Source organism: Rhodococcus sp. SMB37, from assembly GCF_004345605.1.
GTDB lineage: Bacteria > Actinomycetota > Actinomycetes > Mycobacteriales > Mycobacteriaceae > Rhodococcus.
On sequence record NZ_SLVY01000003.1, the window covers coordinates 281,914 to 300,471 of the forward strand.

Annotated in this window: 7 protein-coding genes; 6 read left to right on the top strand and 1 reads right to left on the bottom strand. The window is 60.9% G+C overall.

The window, feature by feature from the left end; all coding sequences use genetic code 11:
- From EV641_RS07055 to EV641_RS07080, 6 genes are all read left to right on the top strand, one after another.
- On the top strand, positions 1–4,578 hold the full coding sequence (locus tag EV641_RS07055; RefSeq protein WP_132471273.1) for a DNA methyltransferase: 4,578 nt from the start codon (positions 1–3) through the stop codon (positions 4,576–4,578).
- A gap of 32 nt (positions 4,579–4,610) precedes the next feature.
- The gene (locus EV641_RS07060; RefSeq protein ID WP_132471274.1) at positions 4,611–5,813 is read left to right on the top strand and encodes an AAA family ATPase; all 1,203 of its coding nucleotides are present in this window, start codon (positions 4,611–4,613) and stop codon (positions 5,811–5,813) included.
- Positions 5,810–6,739 carry a hypothetical protein gene (locus EV641_RS07065; protein WP_132471275.1) on the top strand — a complete coding sequence of 310 codons (930 nt, stop codon included), beginning with the start codon at positions 5,810–5,812 and terminating at the stop codon, positions 6,737–6,739. The genes EV641_RS07060 and EV641_RS07065 overlap by 4 nt, the downstream gene beginning before the upstream one ends.
- A 177-nt stretch (positions 6,740–6,916) precedes the next feature.
- A complete protein-coding gene (locus EV641_RS07070) occupies positions 6,917–13,255 on the top strand; it encodes a DEAD/DEAH box helicase (protein WP_132471276.1) in 6,339 nt (2,112 codons plus the stop codon).
- Entirely contained in the window at positions 13,255–15,501 is a 2,247-nt protein-coding gene (locus tag EV641_RS07075) for a 3'-5' exonuclease (protein WP_132471277.1), read from the top strand. The genes EV641_RS07070 and EV641_RS07075 overlap by 1 nt, the downstream gene beginning before the upstream one ends.
- Before the next feature lie 1,196 nt (positions 15,502–16,697).
- Positions 16,698–17,255: a hypothetical protein gene (locus EV641_RS07080; protein ID WP_132471278.1), complete on the top strand. Its 558-nt coding sequence runs from the start codon at positions 16,698–16,700 to the stop codon at positions 17,253–17,255.
- Between the two features lie 544 nt (positions 17,256–17,799).
- On the opposite strand, the gene EV641_RS07090 is transcribed toward EV641_RS07080, so the two are convergent.
- Entirely contained in the window at positions 17,800–18,510 is a 711-nt protein-coding gene (locus EV641_RS07090; RefSeq protein ID WP_199233168.1) for an SGNH/GDSL hydrolase family protein, read from the bottom strand.
- Positions 18,511–18,558: the final 48 nt, after the last annotated feature.

Below are 18,558 nucleotides of genomic sequence, written 5' to 3' on the forward strand. Positions count from 1 at the left end.
GTGGCCTCCTTCGATTCCATCGTCATCGGCGAGGATTGGATCAGCGAGCACTACTTCACCACCGATTCGGCGAAGGAATCGTTCCACGGCAAGGTGCTGGAGCTGCGCAAGCTGTGGGATGCGGAGAAGAAGGAAGACCGCACGACGGTTCGCGACGACCTGCTCGCCGCCACCAGGGATCTGCAGACCGCGCTCGCGGGGCTCGCCGAGAACCCCGACAACGCTCCCGAGGTTCATACCCTCGTCCGGACGACGTTCGGTTACCCGGCGACGCTGTCGACGTTCACCGCCGAACGCGCCGGCTCCGAATTGGAGATCCCGAACGCGAAGCTCGATGGTGTCGCTGAGGTGCTGTTCCTGCAGGCGGCTCCTGTCGCATCGATCGAGGATCTCCTCGACCCTGACACAGGTGCACTGATCACGGCGGCCGTCGAGGACGGCAAACCGATCGAGTCCGCACCGAAGGCAGTGTCGGCAGCGTTCCGGTCGGATGCGCCTCCGGCATTTGTGGTGGTGCAGGCGGGGCAGTGGCTGTTGCTCGCCGAGGCGGAGCGTTGGGCGGAGGGGCGCTATCTGGCCGTCGACCTGCTCGTCGTCGCGGAGCGTCGACATGAGGCCAAGGGCGGCGAGATCGACCGTGTCGCTGCCATCTTCGGCAATCAGGCGCTCCTGCCGGATGCAGATGGAAACCTGTGGTGGGCGGGAGTGCTCGAGGATTCGGTCAAGCACACCGTCGGCGTATCGAAAGACCTGCGCGAGGGCATCCGCCTGTCCATCGAGATCATCGCCAACGAGGTCGTCGAACGACGCGCCGCGAAGGACCTCACACTCGACGGGATCGACGGACAGAATCTGGCGAAGCATTCTCTGCGGTTCCTGTATCGCATCCTGTTCCTGCTGTATGCGGAGGCTTCGCCCGAGATGCGGGTACTGCCCACAGGCGCCGCAGAGTACGAGGAGGGCTACGGCCTGGACCGACTGCGGGAGCTGACCCTCACCGAACTGGTGTCGGAGCAGGCCCGCCACGGAACGCACCTGTACGAGTCGCTTGCGACGCTGTTCCGGCTCGTGGACCGCGGCCACACCCCCACCGTTCGTGAGGACGTCGCGGATGATCCGGCGCCGGGCCTGGAGTTCCAGCCGCTGCGCGCCGACCTGTTCAAGCCCGCATCGACAAAGCTGATCGACGAGGTAGGCCTCGGCAACGAGGCCACGCAGCGGGTGCTCGAGCATCTGTTGCTGTCGAAAGAGAGCAAGGGCCGCAAGGGCTCCGACCGAGGATTCATCTCGTATGCGGAGCTCGGGATCAACCAGCTCGGTGCAGTGTACGAGGGTCTGATGTCGTACACCGGGTTCTTCGCGGAGGAAGACCTGTACGAGGTCGCGAAAAACGGTGATCCGGAGAAGGGCTCCTGGGTGGTACCGGTGGACCGCTCCGATCATTTGAGCGAGAAGGACTTTGTCCGAAAGGTGGACGAAGCAACCGGCGAAGAGAAGGCGGTGCTGCATCGTAAGGGCACATTCGTGTTCCGCCTCGCGGGTCGCGAGCGACAGCAGTCGGCGTCGTACTACACCCCGGAGGTGTTGACGAAGTTCGTTGTTTCGCAGGCACTCGAAGAGTTACTGGATCAGAACGATGAGCGGACGACCCCTGAGCGGATCCTGCAGCTCACCATCTGCGAGCCCGCCCTGGGATCCGGCGCCTTCGCGATCGAGGCCGTCCGTCAGCTTGCCGCGGAGTATCTCAAGCGCAAGCAGGAGGATCTGGGCGATCTGATCGATGCGGATCAGTACCCTGTCGAGCTTCAGAAGGTGAAGGCGCACATCGCCCTGCACCAGGTGTATGGGGTGGACCTCAACTCGACGGCCGTCGAGCTGGCGGAAATCTCGCTGTGGCTGGACACAATGGTGGCCGGCCTGCAGGCTCCGTGGTTCGGCCTGCATCTGCGACGCGGCAACTCGTTGATCGGTGCACGCCGGTCCGTGTATGCGCCCAGCCTGCTCGCAAAGAAGCAGTGGCTCAAGACAGCGGCAAAGGATGTCCCACTGGGCGAGGAGATCGGCGCCGGCATCCACCACTTCCTCCTCCCTTCGGAGGGCTGGGGCGCGGTGATCGATACTGCCGAGGCGAAGACCTACGCGCCAGAGAAGCGCGAGGAGCTGCGACTGTGGCGCAACGAGATTCGCAAGTCACCGAGCAAGCCGATCATGAAGCGTTTGCAAGCGCTCGCGCAACGGGTGGAGACGTTGTGGGAGTTCACTCTTCGACGGTTGACGATTGCGGAGTCGGAGATCCGCCGCGAGATCCACTTGTGGGGCTCGGATCCGGTCGAGCACACCCCGGCAGTAACGCGCGAGGAGATCGAGAACGTCCTGAGCGACCCGAATGGCGCGTATCAACGTCTGCGTCGAGTGATGGACGCTTGGTGCGCGGTCTGGTCATGGCCGCTGACAACGGATAAGGAACCGCCAGATTGGGATCAGTGGGTCGGCGGCCTTGAAGCTGTCCTCGGCATTCAAGTGAAGGAGACTGCCGCAGAACGACGCGGGCAGTTGAGCATCGGTCGCGATGCGAGCTGGCAAGAGCTCGGTTTCGCTGAGGAGAACGACCTACTGTTGTCGCGCGCATCGACGGTTGGAGATGCGTATCACCAGTTCCCATGGCTGGACGTCGCACAAGAGATCTCAGAGCGGCAGGGCTTCTTCCACTGGCAGCTCGACTTCGCTCCTGTTTTCGCGCGCGGCGGTTTCGACCTGCAAGTGGGTAACCCACCGTGGGTGCGCCCCGACTGGGACGAGACCGCTGTCCTGGCTGAGTTCGATCCATGGTGGCAGCTGGCCGACAAAGCGCAGGAAAGTATCAAACTGTCTAAACGCCGATCAACTCTTGAGCCTGCAGGAGCACTGTCGACATTCCTAAACGAGCGTTCAGGACAGGCAGGACAGACAGAGGCCCTGAGTTCCACGACTGACAGGCCAGTATTGGATGGTATAAGAGCTGACTTGTATCGCTGCTTCATCGAAAGGACATGGCGCTCAACCTCTAGCTTAGGAATCATCGGACTAATCCATCCTGAAGGTCATTTCACGGAACTCCGCGCAAGAAGCCTCCGCAGTGGCGCGTATAAACGACTCCGGCGCCATTGGCATTTCAGAAATCAGCTAAAGTTATTCTCCGAAATCGGAAACACACGAGAGTACGGTGTTCACATCTACGGACACCCTCTAGAACAACCGAAATTTCTGCAGGCGTCAAATACGTTCCATCCTGCCACTGTCTTACGATCGTTAGTCCACGATGGTTCAGGTACGCCTCCCGGAGTAAAAGACGCAGCAGGAGACTGGGACACATCACCTCACCGCGACCGGATCTTGCACGTCAACGCCACGGTGATCAACAGTTGGTCCGCTCTAATTGACGAAGTAAATGTACCCCCGCTCCAGGGGCGCATGCTGTACCCGGTCAACCGATCCAGCGCGCAGGTACTCACGAAGATTACTGTGATGCCAAGGCTCGGAGAGGTTGAGTGGACGTACGGATGGAACGAAACTACCGATCGCGCCCGTGGCCTGTTCACCCAAACATCCGCCGTTCCCTCCGAATGGAAGGATGTAATCCTCCAAGGTCCGCACTTGACAGTTGCGACGCCGATCTATCAACAACCAAACCCAAGCATGAAAAGCCACAGGGACTACTCCGAAATCGATCTAGATGGAATCTCCGAGACGTTCATCCCTCGAACAAACTATCAGGTCGGAAAACCCTACGAAGAATATATTTCAGCATATCCAAAATGGACCGATGGATCTACTGCAGACCACTTCCGTATTGCGTGGCGTGAAATGTGCGATGTTTCCACCGTCAGGACCTTACATTCAGCAATCATCCCTCCCGGACCCACACACGTTGGACTAATTCACACACTGAAACTCGATAATTTTGAGAGGTTGATTTCACTAGCAGGATTTAGCCATTCGATCATCGCCGACTTCATAATAAAAATCATTGGGGCTGGACACATAAAGAGCTCGACCTGGGAACGATTCCCCAGGATGGATTCACACGTTCTGTCTGAAGCCCTCGCACTACGAACCATGCGGTTGAACTCGCTGACCTGCCAGTACGCGCCCCTCTGGAGCGAAGTCTTCGATCCGAGCTGGTCCAATGACCGGTGGGCTCCAGGCGTCGGAATCGAACATCCCGATCGTTCACCCATCGGCGACGTCAGCCCCGTCTGGGAATGGTCCACCCCACTCCGCCGCGCCGCCGACCGCCGCCAGGCACTCGTTGAGATCGACGCAATCGTCGCAATCATCCTCGGGATCACCGCGGACGAGTTGATGACGATCTACCGGACCCAGTTCCCGGTGTTGCAGAAGTACGAACGTGATGCACTTTACGACGCAACCGGCCGCCGCCTTCCAACAAAACTCGCTTCCGAGTACCGCAAGAAGGGCTCCACGAACCCCACCGAGCTCACCGTCGACGACATTGCCTACCTGGAACCCTTCACCGGCGTCGACCGCGAACGAGACATGCAACTCGCATACCAGCATTTCTCACACGTTATCAACTAATCCCGCACGCAACCCAAACGGACGGTACATCGATGGCATTCATCAAAGAGTTCACAATTACCAACTTGGCCGGGCAGGTCGGACGGACCCATAGAGTTCTAGATAGGAACGTAAACGTATTCTGGGGACTGAACGGGCGAGGAAAAACCACCCTCCTAGAGATACTGAATTGCGCCCTCTTCAACCGGACAGACTCACTTGAGCATCTCCCGTTCGAAGAAGCCGAAATCGTGTTCCACAGCGAAAATTTCGATGCGGATATCTGTCGGCGGTTCTCTCGCAACTCGACACCGCAGCCACCAAGTCCAGAAGAGGCTGAGTTTGAACTGTTATCAGACCTTTCCACAGACGACGATGTTTTCGCACTGACGTCCCCAGTCTCTGAACGTTGGTCGTCAGAAGAAGTCAACAGTTCCCACTTGTCAGACAACCAACTTTCCAGCAGATATAAACATACCTACCTTCCGATATCCCGCGCGGTCCCCGGTCGCCCCACCCTCCGAAACCGCCGACCTGACAGCCACCCGTCGTACTCCGACCCCACGCCCGAGGAAATCTTTGTCGACCAGATCCAGCGCGTCTGGCGCCAGTACAGCTCACAGAGCAATGCATCGATTCGCTCCATTCAACAGAAAGGGCTGGCGACGGTCCTTGCGATTCTATTCGGCGGCGAATCCATAGATGAGATACCTGTGCACAGTAATCAGTCGGCTGACCAAGCCTACAACCTTGTCCAGTACTTCTTGAAGGAGCAAAATCTTCATCTCCCGTTCGGAAAGAAGAGATTCATCGAGCGATATAACAGTTCGAAAGAGCACCGCGCTGTTGCAGCCGAGATTGAAGCAGTGCGAACGATCGTCGATGAAATACTGGCCCCACAGCGCGAACTCCAATCGCTTATCGACGAGATGTACACGGGAAACAAGCACCTGACTCTCGATCCGCCGACACTTAGAAAGCCCCACTCAATTGGTGTGGAGGTCGAGGGAGGGATGATTCCGCTACGTTCACTCTCTTCAGGCGAGAAGCAGCTACTCACCCTGCTAATCGAAGTACTAGCAGTCGGAGAATCGACAGTGATGATCGACGAACCTGAACTCTCATTGCATGTTGACTGGCAGCAGCAGTTGATCCCGTCCATGCGCCGAATCAACCCGAATGCACAGCTGTTACTGGCGACCCATTCTCCGGAAATTATGATTGATGTTGACGATGAATGCGTGTTCGAGCTGTGAACAAAAAACTGAAGCGAGATGTGCGCGCATTCCAGAAGCGAGTATTGATGGGAAAGGCCACCAATTGGGTTATCGTTGAAGGACGTATTCATGACCGGGCATTCTACAGTCGGCTACTGGAATCGATATCTCCGAACGGCTACGCACGAAGCGTGGTGATGCTTGCTGAGACCTTGACGGTAGAGGGCCAGTGCGCGGGCGGAAAACCGCACATGCTAAAACTATACGACAGCTTTAAGACCTCAGACACGCTGCTTCAGGAGAATGTCGCGGGGCAATCTGCTGTGATTTTCTTCCTCGATAGAGATCTCGACGATTATTTGACACCACTCGTCCCGCGTGAGCACTTAATATTCACACAGAATATGGATGTCGAGTCCGAGATATTCGCGCACGCTAAGCTCGACAGAGCCCTTTGCGCCACTCACGGTCTCGATCAAGTCGAAGTGTCGGATTTCTTTGCATCCATCCCACAACCTACATCAAACCTATTCAAGATCTGGAGGATGTGGATTAAACTCCGACTGATTTCATTACACTGCGAAATCCCCAATGGCCGAAGATTCTCTCAACCATCAAAGATTAATTCGAATACCTATGGTGAAGTGTGCAATGAGCGCTACCAAGCGATACATGACGAATTGCAGAAATGCGCACAATCAACAGAGTTTGAGGACGTGAAATCGCGAGTCGAATCAGATCTCGAAAATATCATAGCGTTACAACGCGAATACACTCTAGTTCCAGGAAAGTGGATTCCAGGATATCTGCGGCATCTCATTGAAGAACGGTTCCGCTCCGACATCGTAAGGAAAAATGTTTCGGATCTAGAGATCACAACAGCCTGCTTGCAGTCGATTGAATTTTCCGATAGTTGGACGTCGTACTATGAAACCCAACTTCAGTCGATCCTGGTAAGAAGCTAATCAGATTCAAAGACTTGACCGCGTACGAAAGTAGTTATAGTCGTCTAGCGAACCTGGATCGAGACTAGGCAATTAGTTCGTATTCAGTGGCAATGAGGGGCATTCGACGGCAATTAGGGGCATTCGACCGCGTATGCTGCCGCCAGCCCGTCGGCGAAGTTCAGCAAGGAGGAAGTAATGGGGACGCTGCTACCCACACTGCAGGCCAACCGTCTGCACGACGGCCTGACCGACTACCTCGCAACGACATTTGCCCTCACCGACCCTGATGCCCAGGGTGCCCTGTCCGACTTCGTCGGTCACCCCAACACCGGCATGTTCAAGGGACCCTACGTTCGTCTGCGCTTACCGTTCGCATCAGCCGGCGGTAACTGGGGTATGCACCTGGACTGGTGGCCAAGAGGATTCGCCCCCTACGGCCACCAGTCCGCCGCGTTCGAGCGCCTGTCCACCAAGTTCCACGACCGTCCGCAGCCGACGCTCGTCACCACCGGCACCGGGTCCGGCAAGACCGAGGCATTCCTTTACCCGATCCTTGACCACGTCCTGCGCGCCAAAGCCGCCGGCGTCACCGGAATGAAGGCACTCGTCCTCTACCCGATGAATGCGCTCGCCAACGACCAAGCCGAACGCCTCGCGCGTCTCATCACCGAGCACCCCGAACTGTCCGGGGTTTCCGCCGGCCTCTACACCGGCGAACAATCCACCGGTGGACGCACCAAGGTCAGCGAAGAGGGGCTCATCACCGACCGCTCTCTGATGCACTCCGCTCCACCCGACATCCTGCTCACCAACTACAAGATGCTCGACCATCTTCTGCTGCATCCCGACCGCGCCGACATCTGGCGTCTCTCCGCGGATTCGCTGCAGTACGTGGTCCTCGACGAATTCCACACCTACGACGGCGCCCAAGGCACCGACGTCGCCATGCTGCTTCGCCGCCTCGGTCTCACCGTCAAATCCCACTGGACCGACGCCTCCCCTGTCACCGAGGCCGACCGCGCCCGCCCGCTCGGCCGCATCACGCCCGTCGCCACCTCTGCCACCCTCGGGTCCAAAGCCGAACCCACCGCGATGCTCGAATTCGCACACACCGTCTTCGGTGAAAGCTTCGACGCAGATGCTGTCATCGGCGAGACCCGGTTGAATAGGTCGGAGTGGCTCGCCGACCGCGACACCACGCTCGATCGACTGTATCGTCCGATCACGCCGTCGATCACCGACGCGGTCTCGGATCTCGATGCCACGGCCAGGACTCTCGGGAACGCTGCACTCACGTCCGCCGTGCTGGCAAAGCTGTTCGAGCGCACCTACGACCTCGACACCAATCGCGGGCTCTCCCCCACCGAGCTACGCCACCTCGACGCTGCCGAGCAACTGCACCTGCTCAAGGCGCACCCTCTGATGCACCGGTTGCTCGACCACGCCGTCGACGCGGCCTCCCTTGCCGACCTCACCTTCGCGCTCTTCGACGCCCCCACCTCCGAGCGCGACACCCGCCGCGTTCGCGCCGAACAACAACGATTCCTGGACTACCTGTTCGCTGCGCTCTCCCACATCCGCGCCGAAGTCGGACGGTCCGCGTTGAACGTCGATGTGCACCTGTGGATTCGGGAACTGTCCCGCATCGACCGAGCTGTCGCCACGGGAACGTCGTACCGTTGGTCCGACGATGGCGTTCACGAAGACGGCGACGTCATGCACCTGCCGGCGGTGTTCTGTCGACACTGCGGTCGCTCCGGGTGGGGTGCCCGCCTCGCTCCGACCGGTCACACCCTCGACGTCACTGACGACGCCATTCGTGCCGATCACGCCGCCGGTACCTCGCGCTTCCGCGCGCTGATCTCCGCGCCCGCTGAAGCACTCATCGACGCCGCACAACCCGACTCCTCCATCGAGGGGCTTCGCTGGTTCCGCATCGACGACCGCGAAATCTCCGACACCGCACCCGACTCAGACAGCACCGAACACCTCGAAGGCAAGGTGCTGCCGGTACTCGTCCTCACCGGCGCGAACGCCGAAGAGGAATCGAAGAACGACATGTGCCCGGCGTGCGGTGCCGCCGACGGAATCCGCTTCCTCGGTAGCGCCGTCGCCACTCAGCTGTCGGTGACTCTGTCCAACCTGTTCGGAGACGCCACACTCGACGTCGACGAAAAGAAGGCGTTGATGTTCACCGACAGCGTGCAGGACGCCGCGCACCGCGCCGGTTTCGTGCAGGCCCGCTCGCATACCCTCAGCTTGCGTTCGACGCTGCGGAGCGCCCTCGGCAACACAGCGTTGACCTTGCCTGAGCTGCGCGACGCCGTCATCGCACGCACCGGCGAAGACCCGGCCCGCCGCTACCACCTACTCGCCCCCGACATCGTCGACCACGACGAGTTCACCCCGTTCTGGAGATCCGACGCCCCTACGAAGGCGCGCAAGGGCGCCACCAAGAAGGTGGAGAAGCGCCTCGAGTTCGACATCGACCTGGAATTCGGACTCCAGTCGAGGCTCGGCCGTACCCTCGAGCTCACCGGAAGTGCCGTCGCCGAGGTCGACCTCGGCGGCCCGGAACGCCCAGTCCGGCTTGGCCGTGCCGCCCTCAACGCCACTGAGCATCAGCTCTCCCTCACGCCCCCGGACAACGCAGCAATCGCCCGCTGGGTTCGCGGCACCGTCGAACGCGTCCGCACCCGCGGTGCCATCCGGCACTCGTGGCTACTTAAGTACATCGAGAAGGACGCCAACCGCCGCTGGGTGTGGGGCGCCCGCCCCAAAGGTGAGGGCATGCCGGCGTTCCCGAAGGGTCGCCCTGCCCCAGCCTTCCCTGCCATCGGATCACGCACTGTACCCGAAGGATTCGACGCAATCACCGCTGTGTCCTCCTGGTACGCACGCTGGGCGTCGCAATGTCTCGGGGTCTCGCCGTTCGACGGCAGCTTCCTCGCCCGGTCGCTGTTCTCTGTCCTCGCTGAACAACGGGTACTCACTGCGGTTCTCACCGAAAGCGGGCTCACCGCCTACGGGCTGCCACCAACCGCGGTTACAGTCTCTGCTCCTTCGGACGAGGATCTCGCCGCCGGTCGGCACCTACTCGTGTGCAGCGTGTGCCAAACCCCGACCCCGGGTTCCGCCACGGCCGTCGACGAACTCGACGGCGCGCCGTGTCTGCTCGTCCGCTGCCCCGGTACGCTCGCCCGCTCGCCCAAGGCACAGAACTTCTATCGCAGGCTCTACGACAGCTCCGAAATGAAGCGTGTCGTCGCACGTGAGCACACGTCACTGCTGCCCACCGCGACCCGCCTCGGGTACGAGACCGCATTCAAACGCGGCGGCGCAGACCCGCAGGCCCCCAACGTCCTTGTCGCCACTCCGACCCTCGAAATGGGTATCGACATCGGCGACCTGTCCACGGTGATGCTCGGCTCGCTTCCCCGCACCGTCTCGTCTTATCTGCAGCGTGTCGGCCGTGCCGGACGCCTGACCGGCAACTCGCTGATCCTCGCCTTCGTCCGTGGCCGCGGCGAACACCTGCCGAAGTTGTACGACCCGACATCTGTAATCCAGGGCGACGTCCGCCCACCCGCGACCTTCCTCACTGCCGAGGAGATCCTGCAACGCCAGTACGTCGCGCACGTCATCGACCGTCTCGCCCGCGACCCCAACACGGTCGCCCCGCGCGGTGCCCGTGCCGTCCTCGGCAGCTTCGACCCGGACAGCTGGATGGCTGGCCTGCTCACCGCGGTCGACACCGACGCCAATCAGCTGGTCGACGGCTTCCTCGCCCAGTTCAACGATGTCCTCGATGACACCACTCGAGACTCGTTGCGTGCCTGGGCCACCCCCGGCGACGACGGAATGCCTAGCCGACTGGTCACCGATTTGCAGGAGGCCGTGCACCGCTGGAATCGGGACCTCACCGAACTCACGGCTCGCCGCGCCGCTGTCGAAGCCGAGATGCCGGAGTTCGAGCGCCGTGCGGCCTCCCCCGCCGCCACCGACGACGACCTGCGCGATCTGCGTACCGCCAAGGGATCGCTGCGGCTGCTCGGCGGCCAGATCCACGACCTCACCGACGACTACTGGATCAGTGTCCTCGAACGCTACGGCGTGCTCCCCAACTACACGTTGCTCGACGACTCGGTCACCCTCGACGTCGGCGTCACGTGGATCGACCCGGACACCAACCAGTACATGGGCGAGGCCACCAGCTATCAGCGCGGCTCGCGCGTTGCCCTCACTGAACTCGCACCCGGGGCCACCTTCTACGCGCAGGGCCTGGCCGCGCGCATCGACGCCGTCGACCTCGGAGCCGGCGAATCCAACATCCACACCTGGCGGCTGTGCCCGCAGTGTGGGTGGGCGGGCATCACCCTCGCCGGGGAGGAACCCCCGATCGTGCATTCGTGCCCGCGGTGCGGGACCGGGGCCATCGCCGACGTCAGCCAGCAACTGCAGGTAGTCGAGATGGCTCGTGTGTCCGCGGAGGTCCGCCGCGACGAAGCCTCCATCAACGACGCCCGCGACGAGCGGCACAAGGAATCGTTCACCGTCGTCACCGCCGCCGACATCGACCCCGTCAACGTGGACCGCGCGTGGTTCGTGGAAGACCACGAATTCGGCGCGGAATACCTGCGCCGCATAGATGTTCGTTGGCTGAACATGGGACGACGGACGTCACAGGGACGCACCCGCCACATCGCCGGGCAGGAATCCACCACCGGACTGTTCCGGGTGTGCTCGTCGTGCGGACAGCTCGACAAAGCGGTGGGTCGCAATTCCCGGTACGAACACCGCAGTTGGTGCCGGCACCGCAACGCCGCCACCGAACACGTCCGGGAGATCGCGCTCGCACGGACGCTGCGCACTCAGGGTGTGCTGTTGCACCTGCCCCGGTCGCTCGAGTACGACATGTTCGCGCATCCCAGCCTCAGCGCGGCGATCCTGTTGGGTCTTCGACAGGTGATCGGCGGGTCGCCCGAACACCTCGACGTCGTCACCATCACCGACGCCCTCTACGCACCGACGCAGCGGGCTCTACTCATCCACGACACCGTGCCCGGTGGTACCGGCTACCTCGCAGAGTTCGCCGACCCAGCGAAGGTCTGGGCGGTGCTCGATGCCGCGCGCACCGTGGTGAAGACCTGCGACTGTGCCGACCACGATCGGTTGGCATGCCACAAGTGCCTGCTGCCGTTCTCGCCACCGCACGAACTCGACCGGGTGTCGCGGAAGGTCGCGGTGCGGGTGCTCGAGCAGATCCTCGGCGTCGACAATGACACAGAACCGGACCAGCAAGCGTGGCTTGCGGCGGTCACCGAGGAAGCGCCCTCGCAGCCGGTTGGTAGCGAGGAATCGCCGCTGGAGAAGGAGTTCTACGCCGCGTTCGTGGAGCGGTTGCGCTCCATCGGCGCGACCGTGAAGGAATCCCCCGGCACCTACGGACCGTCTGCGTCGATTGTGCTCCCCGGCAAGAAGATCCGCACGTGGAAGCTCACACCGCAGGTGCATATGGCCAATTCAAAGCCGGACTATGAGCTGAGCACCCCGGATCCGGATATCCCGCGGATTGCGCTGTTTGCAGACGGCAGGAAGTACCACGCGATGCCAGGCGACCTCAATCGCGTCGCCGACGACGCGGCCAAGCGAGCAATTTTACGCGACAGTGGGCACCTGGTCTGGTCCCTCGGACACGAGGACCTGCAACGGTTCAAGGCAAACGAAACGGTGACGCCAGCGTGGCTCACAGACCAGGTCGCTGCGAATGTGATGAAAGCCGGCAATCTCCGGCCGGCACTCGTGAAACTGCTGTCCGCGGACCCGATCACCATGCTGCTCGCGTTCATCAGCGACCCGGACCGCGAGGCGTGGGAAATGGTCGGTCGCTGGTTGCCGTTCGCGTTCGTCAACGGCAGCAACCGAGCCAAGGGGGACGGCGACACCATCGCCGCCGCCGCGCTGGTTCTTCTCGACGGTGGGAAGGCAACGTTCGGCGACGGTGTCGACATGTGCTGGGCGTACGCCGACGGCCCGCTGACCGTCACCGCCACCATGCGAACCGACACCCGCGCGATGAATGCCGTCGTCGTAGTGGACGATGACGACGATCAGATCGAAATGCTCGACGGTCGCGCGTGGAAGGAATGGCTGCGACTGTCCAACTGGTTCGGTCTCGGCGGTAGCCATCGAATCACCACCCGGAAGCTGTTGGAGCTCGACTCCAGTGCCCCCGTCGAAGCGCCGACATCGGCCACACTCAGCCCGGAATGGCAGGAAGTGTTCGACTCCACCGTCTCCGACGTCGAGAAGCAACTCGTCCTCGCACTCGCCGATGCCGGCGTGCCCGTACCCGAGGTGGGCTACGAAACCGACGACGGTGATGTGGTGGACTTCGTGTGGGGAGATCACCGCATCGGTGTGCTGGTCGAACCGAACGACGAGGTCACTCGTACGATGTCCGAATTGGGGTGGACGATATGCCCACCCGATGCAGAACAGATCGCGGCAGCGATGAGGAATGGAGTCTCGTAGTGGCGAACCTGGTCATCGCATCGAATACCAAGGCAATGAAGAAGCTCGAGAAGTCCACCAACGACAAGGTGTGGGCGTTCATCGAGAAGCTCTCTGCCGATCACACCGCTCCTGGTCTCCACATCGAGCCGATCCAGGGCGCTATCGACCCGCGCGTTCGTACCGGACGAGTGGATCTGAACTTTCGCGCGATCCTGTTCAAGGTCGACTCCAAGCTCGGCGATGATCCGACTTTCATCTACATGGGCACGTGGAAGCACGACGTAGCCAACAAGCTTGCCGAACGCTCAAAGCTGCGTGTCAATCCGATCAACGGCGTCCTCGAAGGCATCATCGGTGAGCTCGACGGTGAAGAAGACCGCAAGAAGCGAACTGTCGTGCCCGATCCTCGAGGCGAACTGAACCGAGCTGTGAAGGAGCAGCCGAAGTCGTACCTCGGTGCAACGTTCAGTCTTTCGGACCTCACCGATCGACTGGGCCTTGAACTCGACTTGGCCGAACGTGCACTGGCCGCACCCGACGAGGACGCCGTTCTCGACATCGCAGCGAATGCAGTGGGATGGCAGGGCAGTGCTCTACTCGACCTTGCCACCGGCCTGCACATCGACTCGATCCGCGAGAAACACGGCTTCACCGACAGCCCCGTCGACGACACTCTCGACGAAGACGAGCAGATTCTGAAGGCGCTCGAACGGCCCGCGTCGAAGATGCAGTTCACGTTCGTCGAAGACAACGAGGAGCTTCGCCGCGTCATCGAGGGTGGCGACTTCGCGGCGTGGCGGACGTTCTTGCATCCGGAGCAGCGCAAGTATGTCGAGCAGAACTTCAACGGTGCCTTCCGCCTGTCCGGTGGCGCCGGCACCGGCAAGACCGTGGTAGCGATCCATCGGGCTCGTCGCATGGCGAAAGCAGACCCGACCGCGCGGATTGTGCTCACCACCTACAACAAGACCCTTGCTGCTGATCTCAAGGCTGCATTGAAGACCCTCGACCCCGAGATTCCCGTTGCGGACCACCCCGGCGAACCAGGGGTCTACGTCGACGGCATCGACGCGCTCGGCTACGCAGTGCTCAACCAGACCGGCGACATCGGTGACGCTGCCGAAGCTGTACTCGGATACCGCACAGAACTCACCCACCAGAGAACCTCCACCGACAAGCTGTGGCGCGACGTCGCGCAGTCGGTCAGCAGTGGGCTCGATCCGAAACTCGCAACACCCGGATTCCTCGAGAACGAGTATGTGGCCGTGGTTCTCGCCAACAAGGTGACGACGCTCGAACAGTACGCAAAGGTCGCGCGCCCGGGACGCGGCGTGCGTCTCACCCGTCCACAACGCATCGCAGTGTGGAGACTCGTCGAGGCGTTCAGAAGGCAGAGCCGCATGGACGGCAGCCTGAGCTTCCCGGAGATCCTTGCGGTCGCCGCCGAACAACTACGGTTGCGGGTCGAAGCCGGCAAGGACTTCATCGCTGACCATGTACTGGTCGACGAAGCTCAAGATCTGCACGCGACGCACTGGGCGCTCCTTCGCAGTCTGGTCACAGAAGGCCCGAACGACCTGTTCATCGCAGAAGACTCCCACCAGCGGATCTACGGGCAGCCCGTCGTGCTCGGGCGACTCGGGATCAAAATTGTGGGACGTGCTCGGCGCCTGACACTGAACTACCGCACGACCGCCCAGAATCTGCACTTCGCTGTGAGTGTTCTCGCCGGTGCAGAGTACAAGGATCTCGAACAGGGCGAAGAGTCCACAACAGAGTACAGGTCTGCTCGGTTGGGTCCGGATCCCAAGTTGGTCGAGTGTAAGGATCCCGCAGACGAACTGGACCAGGTCGCATCTTTGATCCACAGCTGGATCGAGCCCGATGTCGAGGGGAACAAGGTCGACCCGTCCACGATCGCCGTCCTCACTCGCGGACAGAACGATCGCAGTCAGTTCGTTCGGGCACTCGGCGAGCGTGGTATCGAAGCGCGCGCGCTGGACAGCAGCCCTGCAACCACTGGACACGTGCAGGTCCTCACTATGCATCGTGCCAAGGGCATGGAGTTCTCTCGCGTCATCCTTGCCGGTGTAGACAATGCGCACGTCCCCTCCGCCGCAACGCTGCGGTCCGTCCCGGAAGAGGAACAGGCCGAGGCACTTCTGCGGGAGCGGTCACTACTGTACGTCGCTGCCAGTCGTGCGCGAGATGCGCTTGTGGTGACGTGGAGTGGGAAGAAGTCCGTGTTGTTGACCATCGCCTGAATCGTTCACACAACGATACCGATTCTGTCAAATGAACCTGATGCAACCTTCCCGCCATCACGTGGGGCGGCAGCTTGCCAGATCAGCCGACACACGAGTACGCCGCCCCACGCCGAACGCGCCTATTGCGCGCAGATTCGCACTTCTCGCCGCTCTCATGGCAATCCCGCAGGCTCCATACCCCCGAGAAGAGCACTGCACCTCTCAGGGTGGTGGCAGCTTGAGCCTCGAAGGTGTCGACGCCACTATTACCAGGCGTGGGGACCTGCAGCGGAGAGGCAACACGTGCACGACCGTCTTTCGCGGTGGAGCACACAGCTCACGAAACTCCATGCGCCCGTTCAGTCGCCATTGTTGGTGCGCAGTCGCCCGAACGAGACCCCCTACTCTGTGCTGGATCGAGAGGTCCATTTCAATCACATCGTCACAGTCCACTCTCATCTAGCTAGGGTTGAAGTTTGCAACTATCACTCGCTATTCCCATCGCTACTGCCATCATCGCAGCCACCGTTTCAGCGACGATCAGCTGGACCACCGCCCGACGAGCTCAGTTCGAACGCGTCATTAACGTACTCGATCTGATATCAAGTTCAACGGTCGCTGACGCCAGACATGAACTCGGTAGCATAATTCACAGCGGCGACACCCGGGTCGAGAACGAACCAGACATCAGAAAATTGCGCATCAAAGATCTATTCACGGTGCTGTGGGCGATCCAACGTATCCATGCAGTAAACCAGTCAATTTCAAATTGGGCTAATAGACCAAAGTCCTGGCTACGGCGGATGCCAATAATAGGGAAAATGTCGACAATAAAACACACAAAGCACCGAGGGCCGCGAGGACTACTCCGCAACTCGTGTCAAGACTGGATTTCCTACTGGAAAAGGAACCTACCACAAGTCCGAATTCAACTTGGACTGTCGCCAGAATCCACCAAAGAGTCAGAAGTGGCGCTCAATGCCCTCGCGGAGGAATGGGCTCAGCCCATGAGCTAGGTGGCCCGCACTCAGTGAGCAGGGCCACCATGCTTTAAGCCTTATCGCCCGATCAGCTCGCATCCCCCCTGAGGGGCGATCCTTCCGACCTCGGGCCTGCCGAGCCGTATGCTGCCCGAACCCTCCGCCTCCTGGACCGCTCCCTGGACACATATACGATGAAGAAGCCAAGCATCGCAAATTTCACGAGCTGCACCTGTGCGAGATCCCGGATTCTTCAGCCGCATCGAGCCAGGATACGAAATCTACTTCTGGCTCGCCAAGACGGGATTGCTTTCACGAGTACGCTCAACGACAAGTCTTTACGAGTTAGAACCGACGTCAGCACCCGCCCACTGGGTCGATGCACATGACGAGGAATATACTCATCGATTCGAGTTCGAAACGGTCAGTGAGAGCCTTGTCAAGACAACGACCTGGAAAGAAATCCAACAACGACACGGGCGAAATTACGCAGCACAGGCGCCTGCCAACGAGATCGCCGATTCCGAGGCCGAGGCCCACCTTCGATCGTTGTTCTCCGTTCAAAGCGACTCTGCATTCGACGACCTCTCCAACTTCGAGGAAGGGAAACACGATGCCCCCACAAACTACGAGAAGGGTGAGGACTTACGTACACGCGCGCATCGAGAAATCACGGTGCGCCGAGGCCAGAAGAAGTTCCGCAAAGCGCTCTTCGCCGCCTACAGAAACCGCTGCGCGGTTACTGGATCCTCTGTCTACTCCGTTCTCGAAGCAGCGCATATCGACCGATAGTTCGGCGATCACAGCAATCACGTCACCAACGGCCTCCTTCTGCGCGCTGACCTCCACACACTGTTCGACCTCCAGCTGTGGGCTGTCAGTGACGAACTAACCGTCATGGTGGCGCCTTGGCTGAAATACAGCGAGTACGGCGAATACGATGGAGCCTCGCTCGAACTACCCAAGAATCCGATGCACCACCCGGACCCAGATGCTCTTGCCCGCCACCGGAAATCGTGTGGCTGGATAACACAACCGGTCTAGCTCCACCGAGCACCTGCGACCGCGTAGGCCACAACCCTACGAAACGCACACTCAATCCGCAGTGTCTACGTCTCCACCGATTCTGCGCCAGAAGGTGAAACGGCGCCTCCACGCTACAAGCCCTCCAGCGGCTCTGTTATCGAAACAGAAGGACTGGAGCCTGTGCGGATCCTGATCCTCACGACCTATGCCACCGACGAGAATGTATGCCAGGCGCTCGAAACCCTCGAACTCGACGAAGATCCACGGAAAGTGTTCGGCAACTGTGAGGCGTCAGGGAGTCGGCTGAGGGTCAATGTCTGCGCAGCAGCCCGGCTTCGAGCGTCTCGGCGATCAGGGCCGCGCCCTTGCTGTTCTGGTGGACGTGGTCGACGGTGAGGAGGAGCCCTCTCCGATCGGAGATCGTGTCGAGGCTGCGGCCCAGGATCCGACGCTCAGCGAGCATGGCGAAGAACCCCGGCACGGTCATCTCCTGGTATGGGACGGCGGCGGGCCGCTCGGCCGCGAGCTCCGCGACCTGCCGCTCATGGACGGGTAGGTAGACGACCCCGTGGCTGGCGGCCAGGTCGGCGATCATCGTGCTGTACCGCGCCGACGCCTCTGCCGGCGACGCTTCCAGGTCCTGTCCGAGCACAGGAATGGAGGACAGGCCGATCTCCGCATCGGTCTCGGACCGGAGCCTGTCGACCACGCGGCCGAGACAGTCCTCGAACCAGCCCGGCGAAGGCTCGGTCGGCAGCTGCTTGCGCTTCTTCCAGCGATCGAGGGCGAATCCGGGCAGACTCGCCCTGGCGTCGTTGGTCCCGATCATGACCGTGACCAGGTCAGCCGGGGTCGAAACCACCTCGTCGAGCCGCTGCAGCAGATTCCATGCGAAGTCGCCGTTGGCCGCGAATCGGCCCGTGCTCACACGTCCGGGCATCAGTGCGGAGAGCGGGGCGAGATAGTCGGCGCTGAGCTGCGCTCGGGTCAGGCTGTCACCAATTGCCGACAGGCGGATCATGATTGGTCCTTCCGGTGAGCGCGCGTGGCGCTCGTGCGTAGATTGATG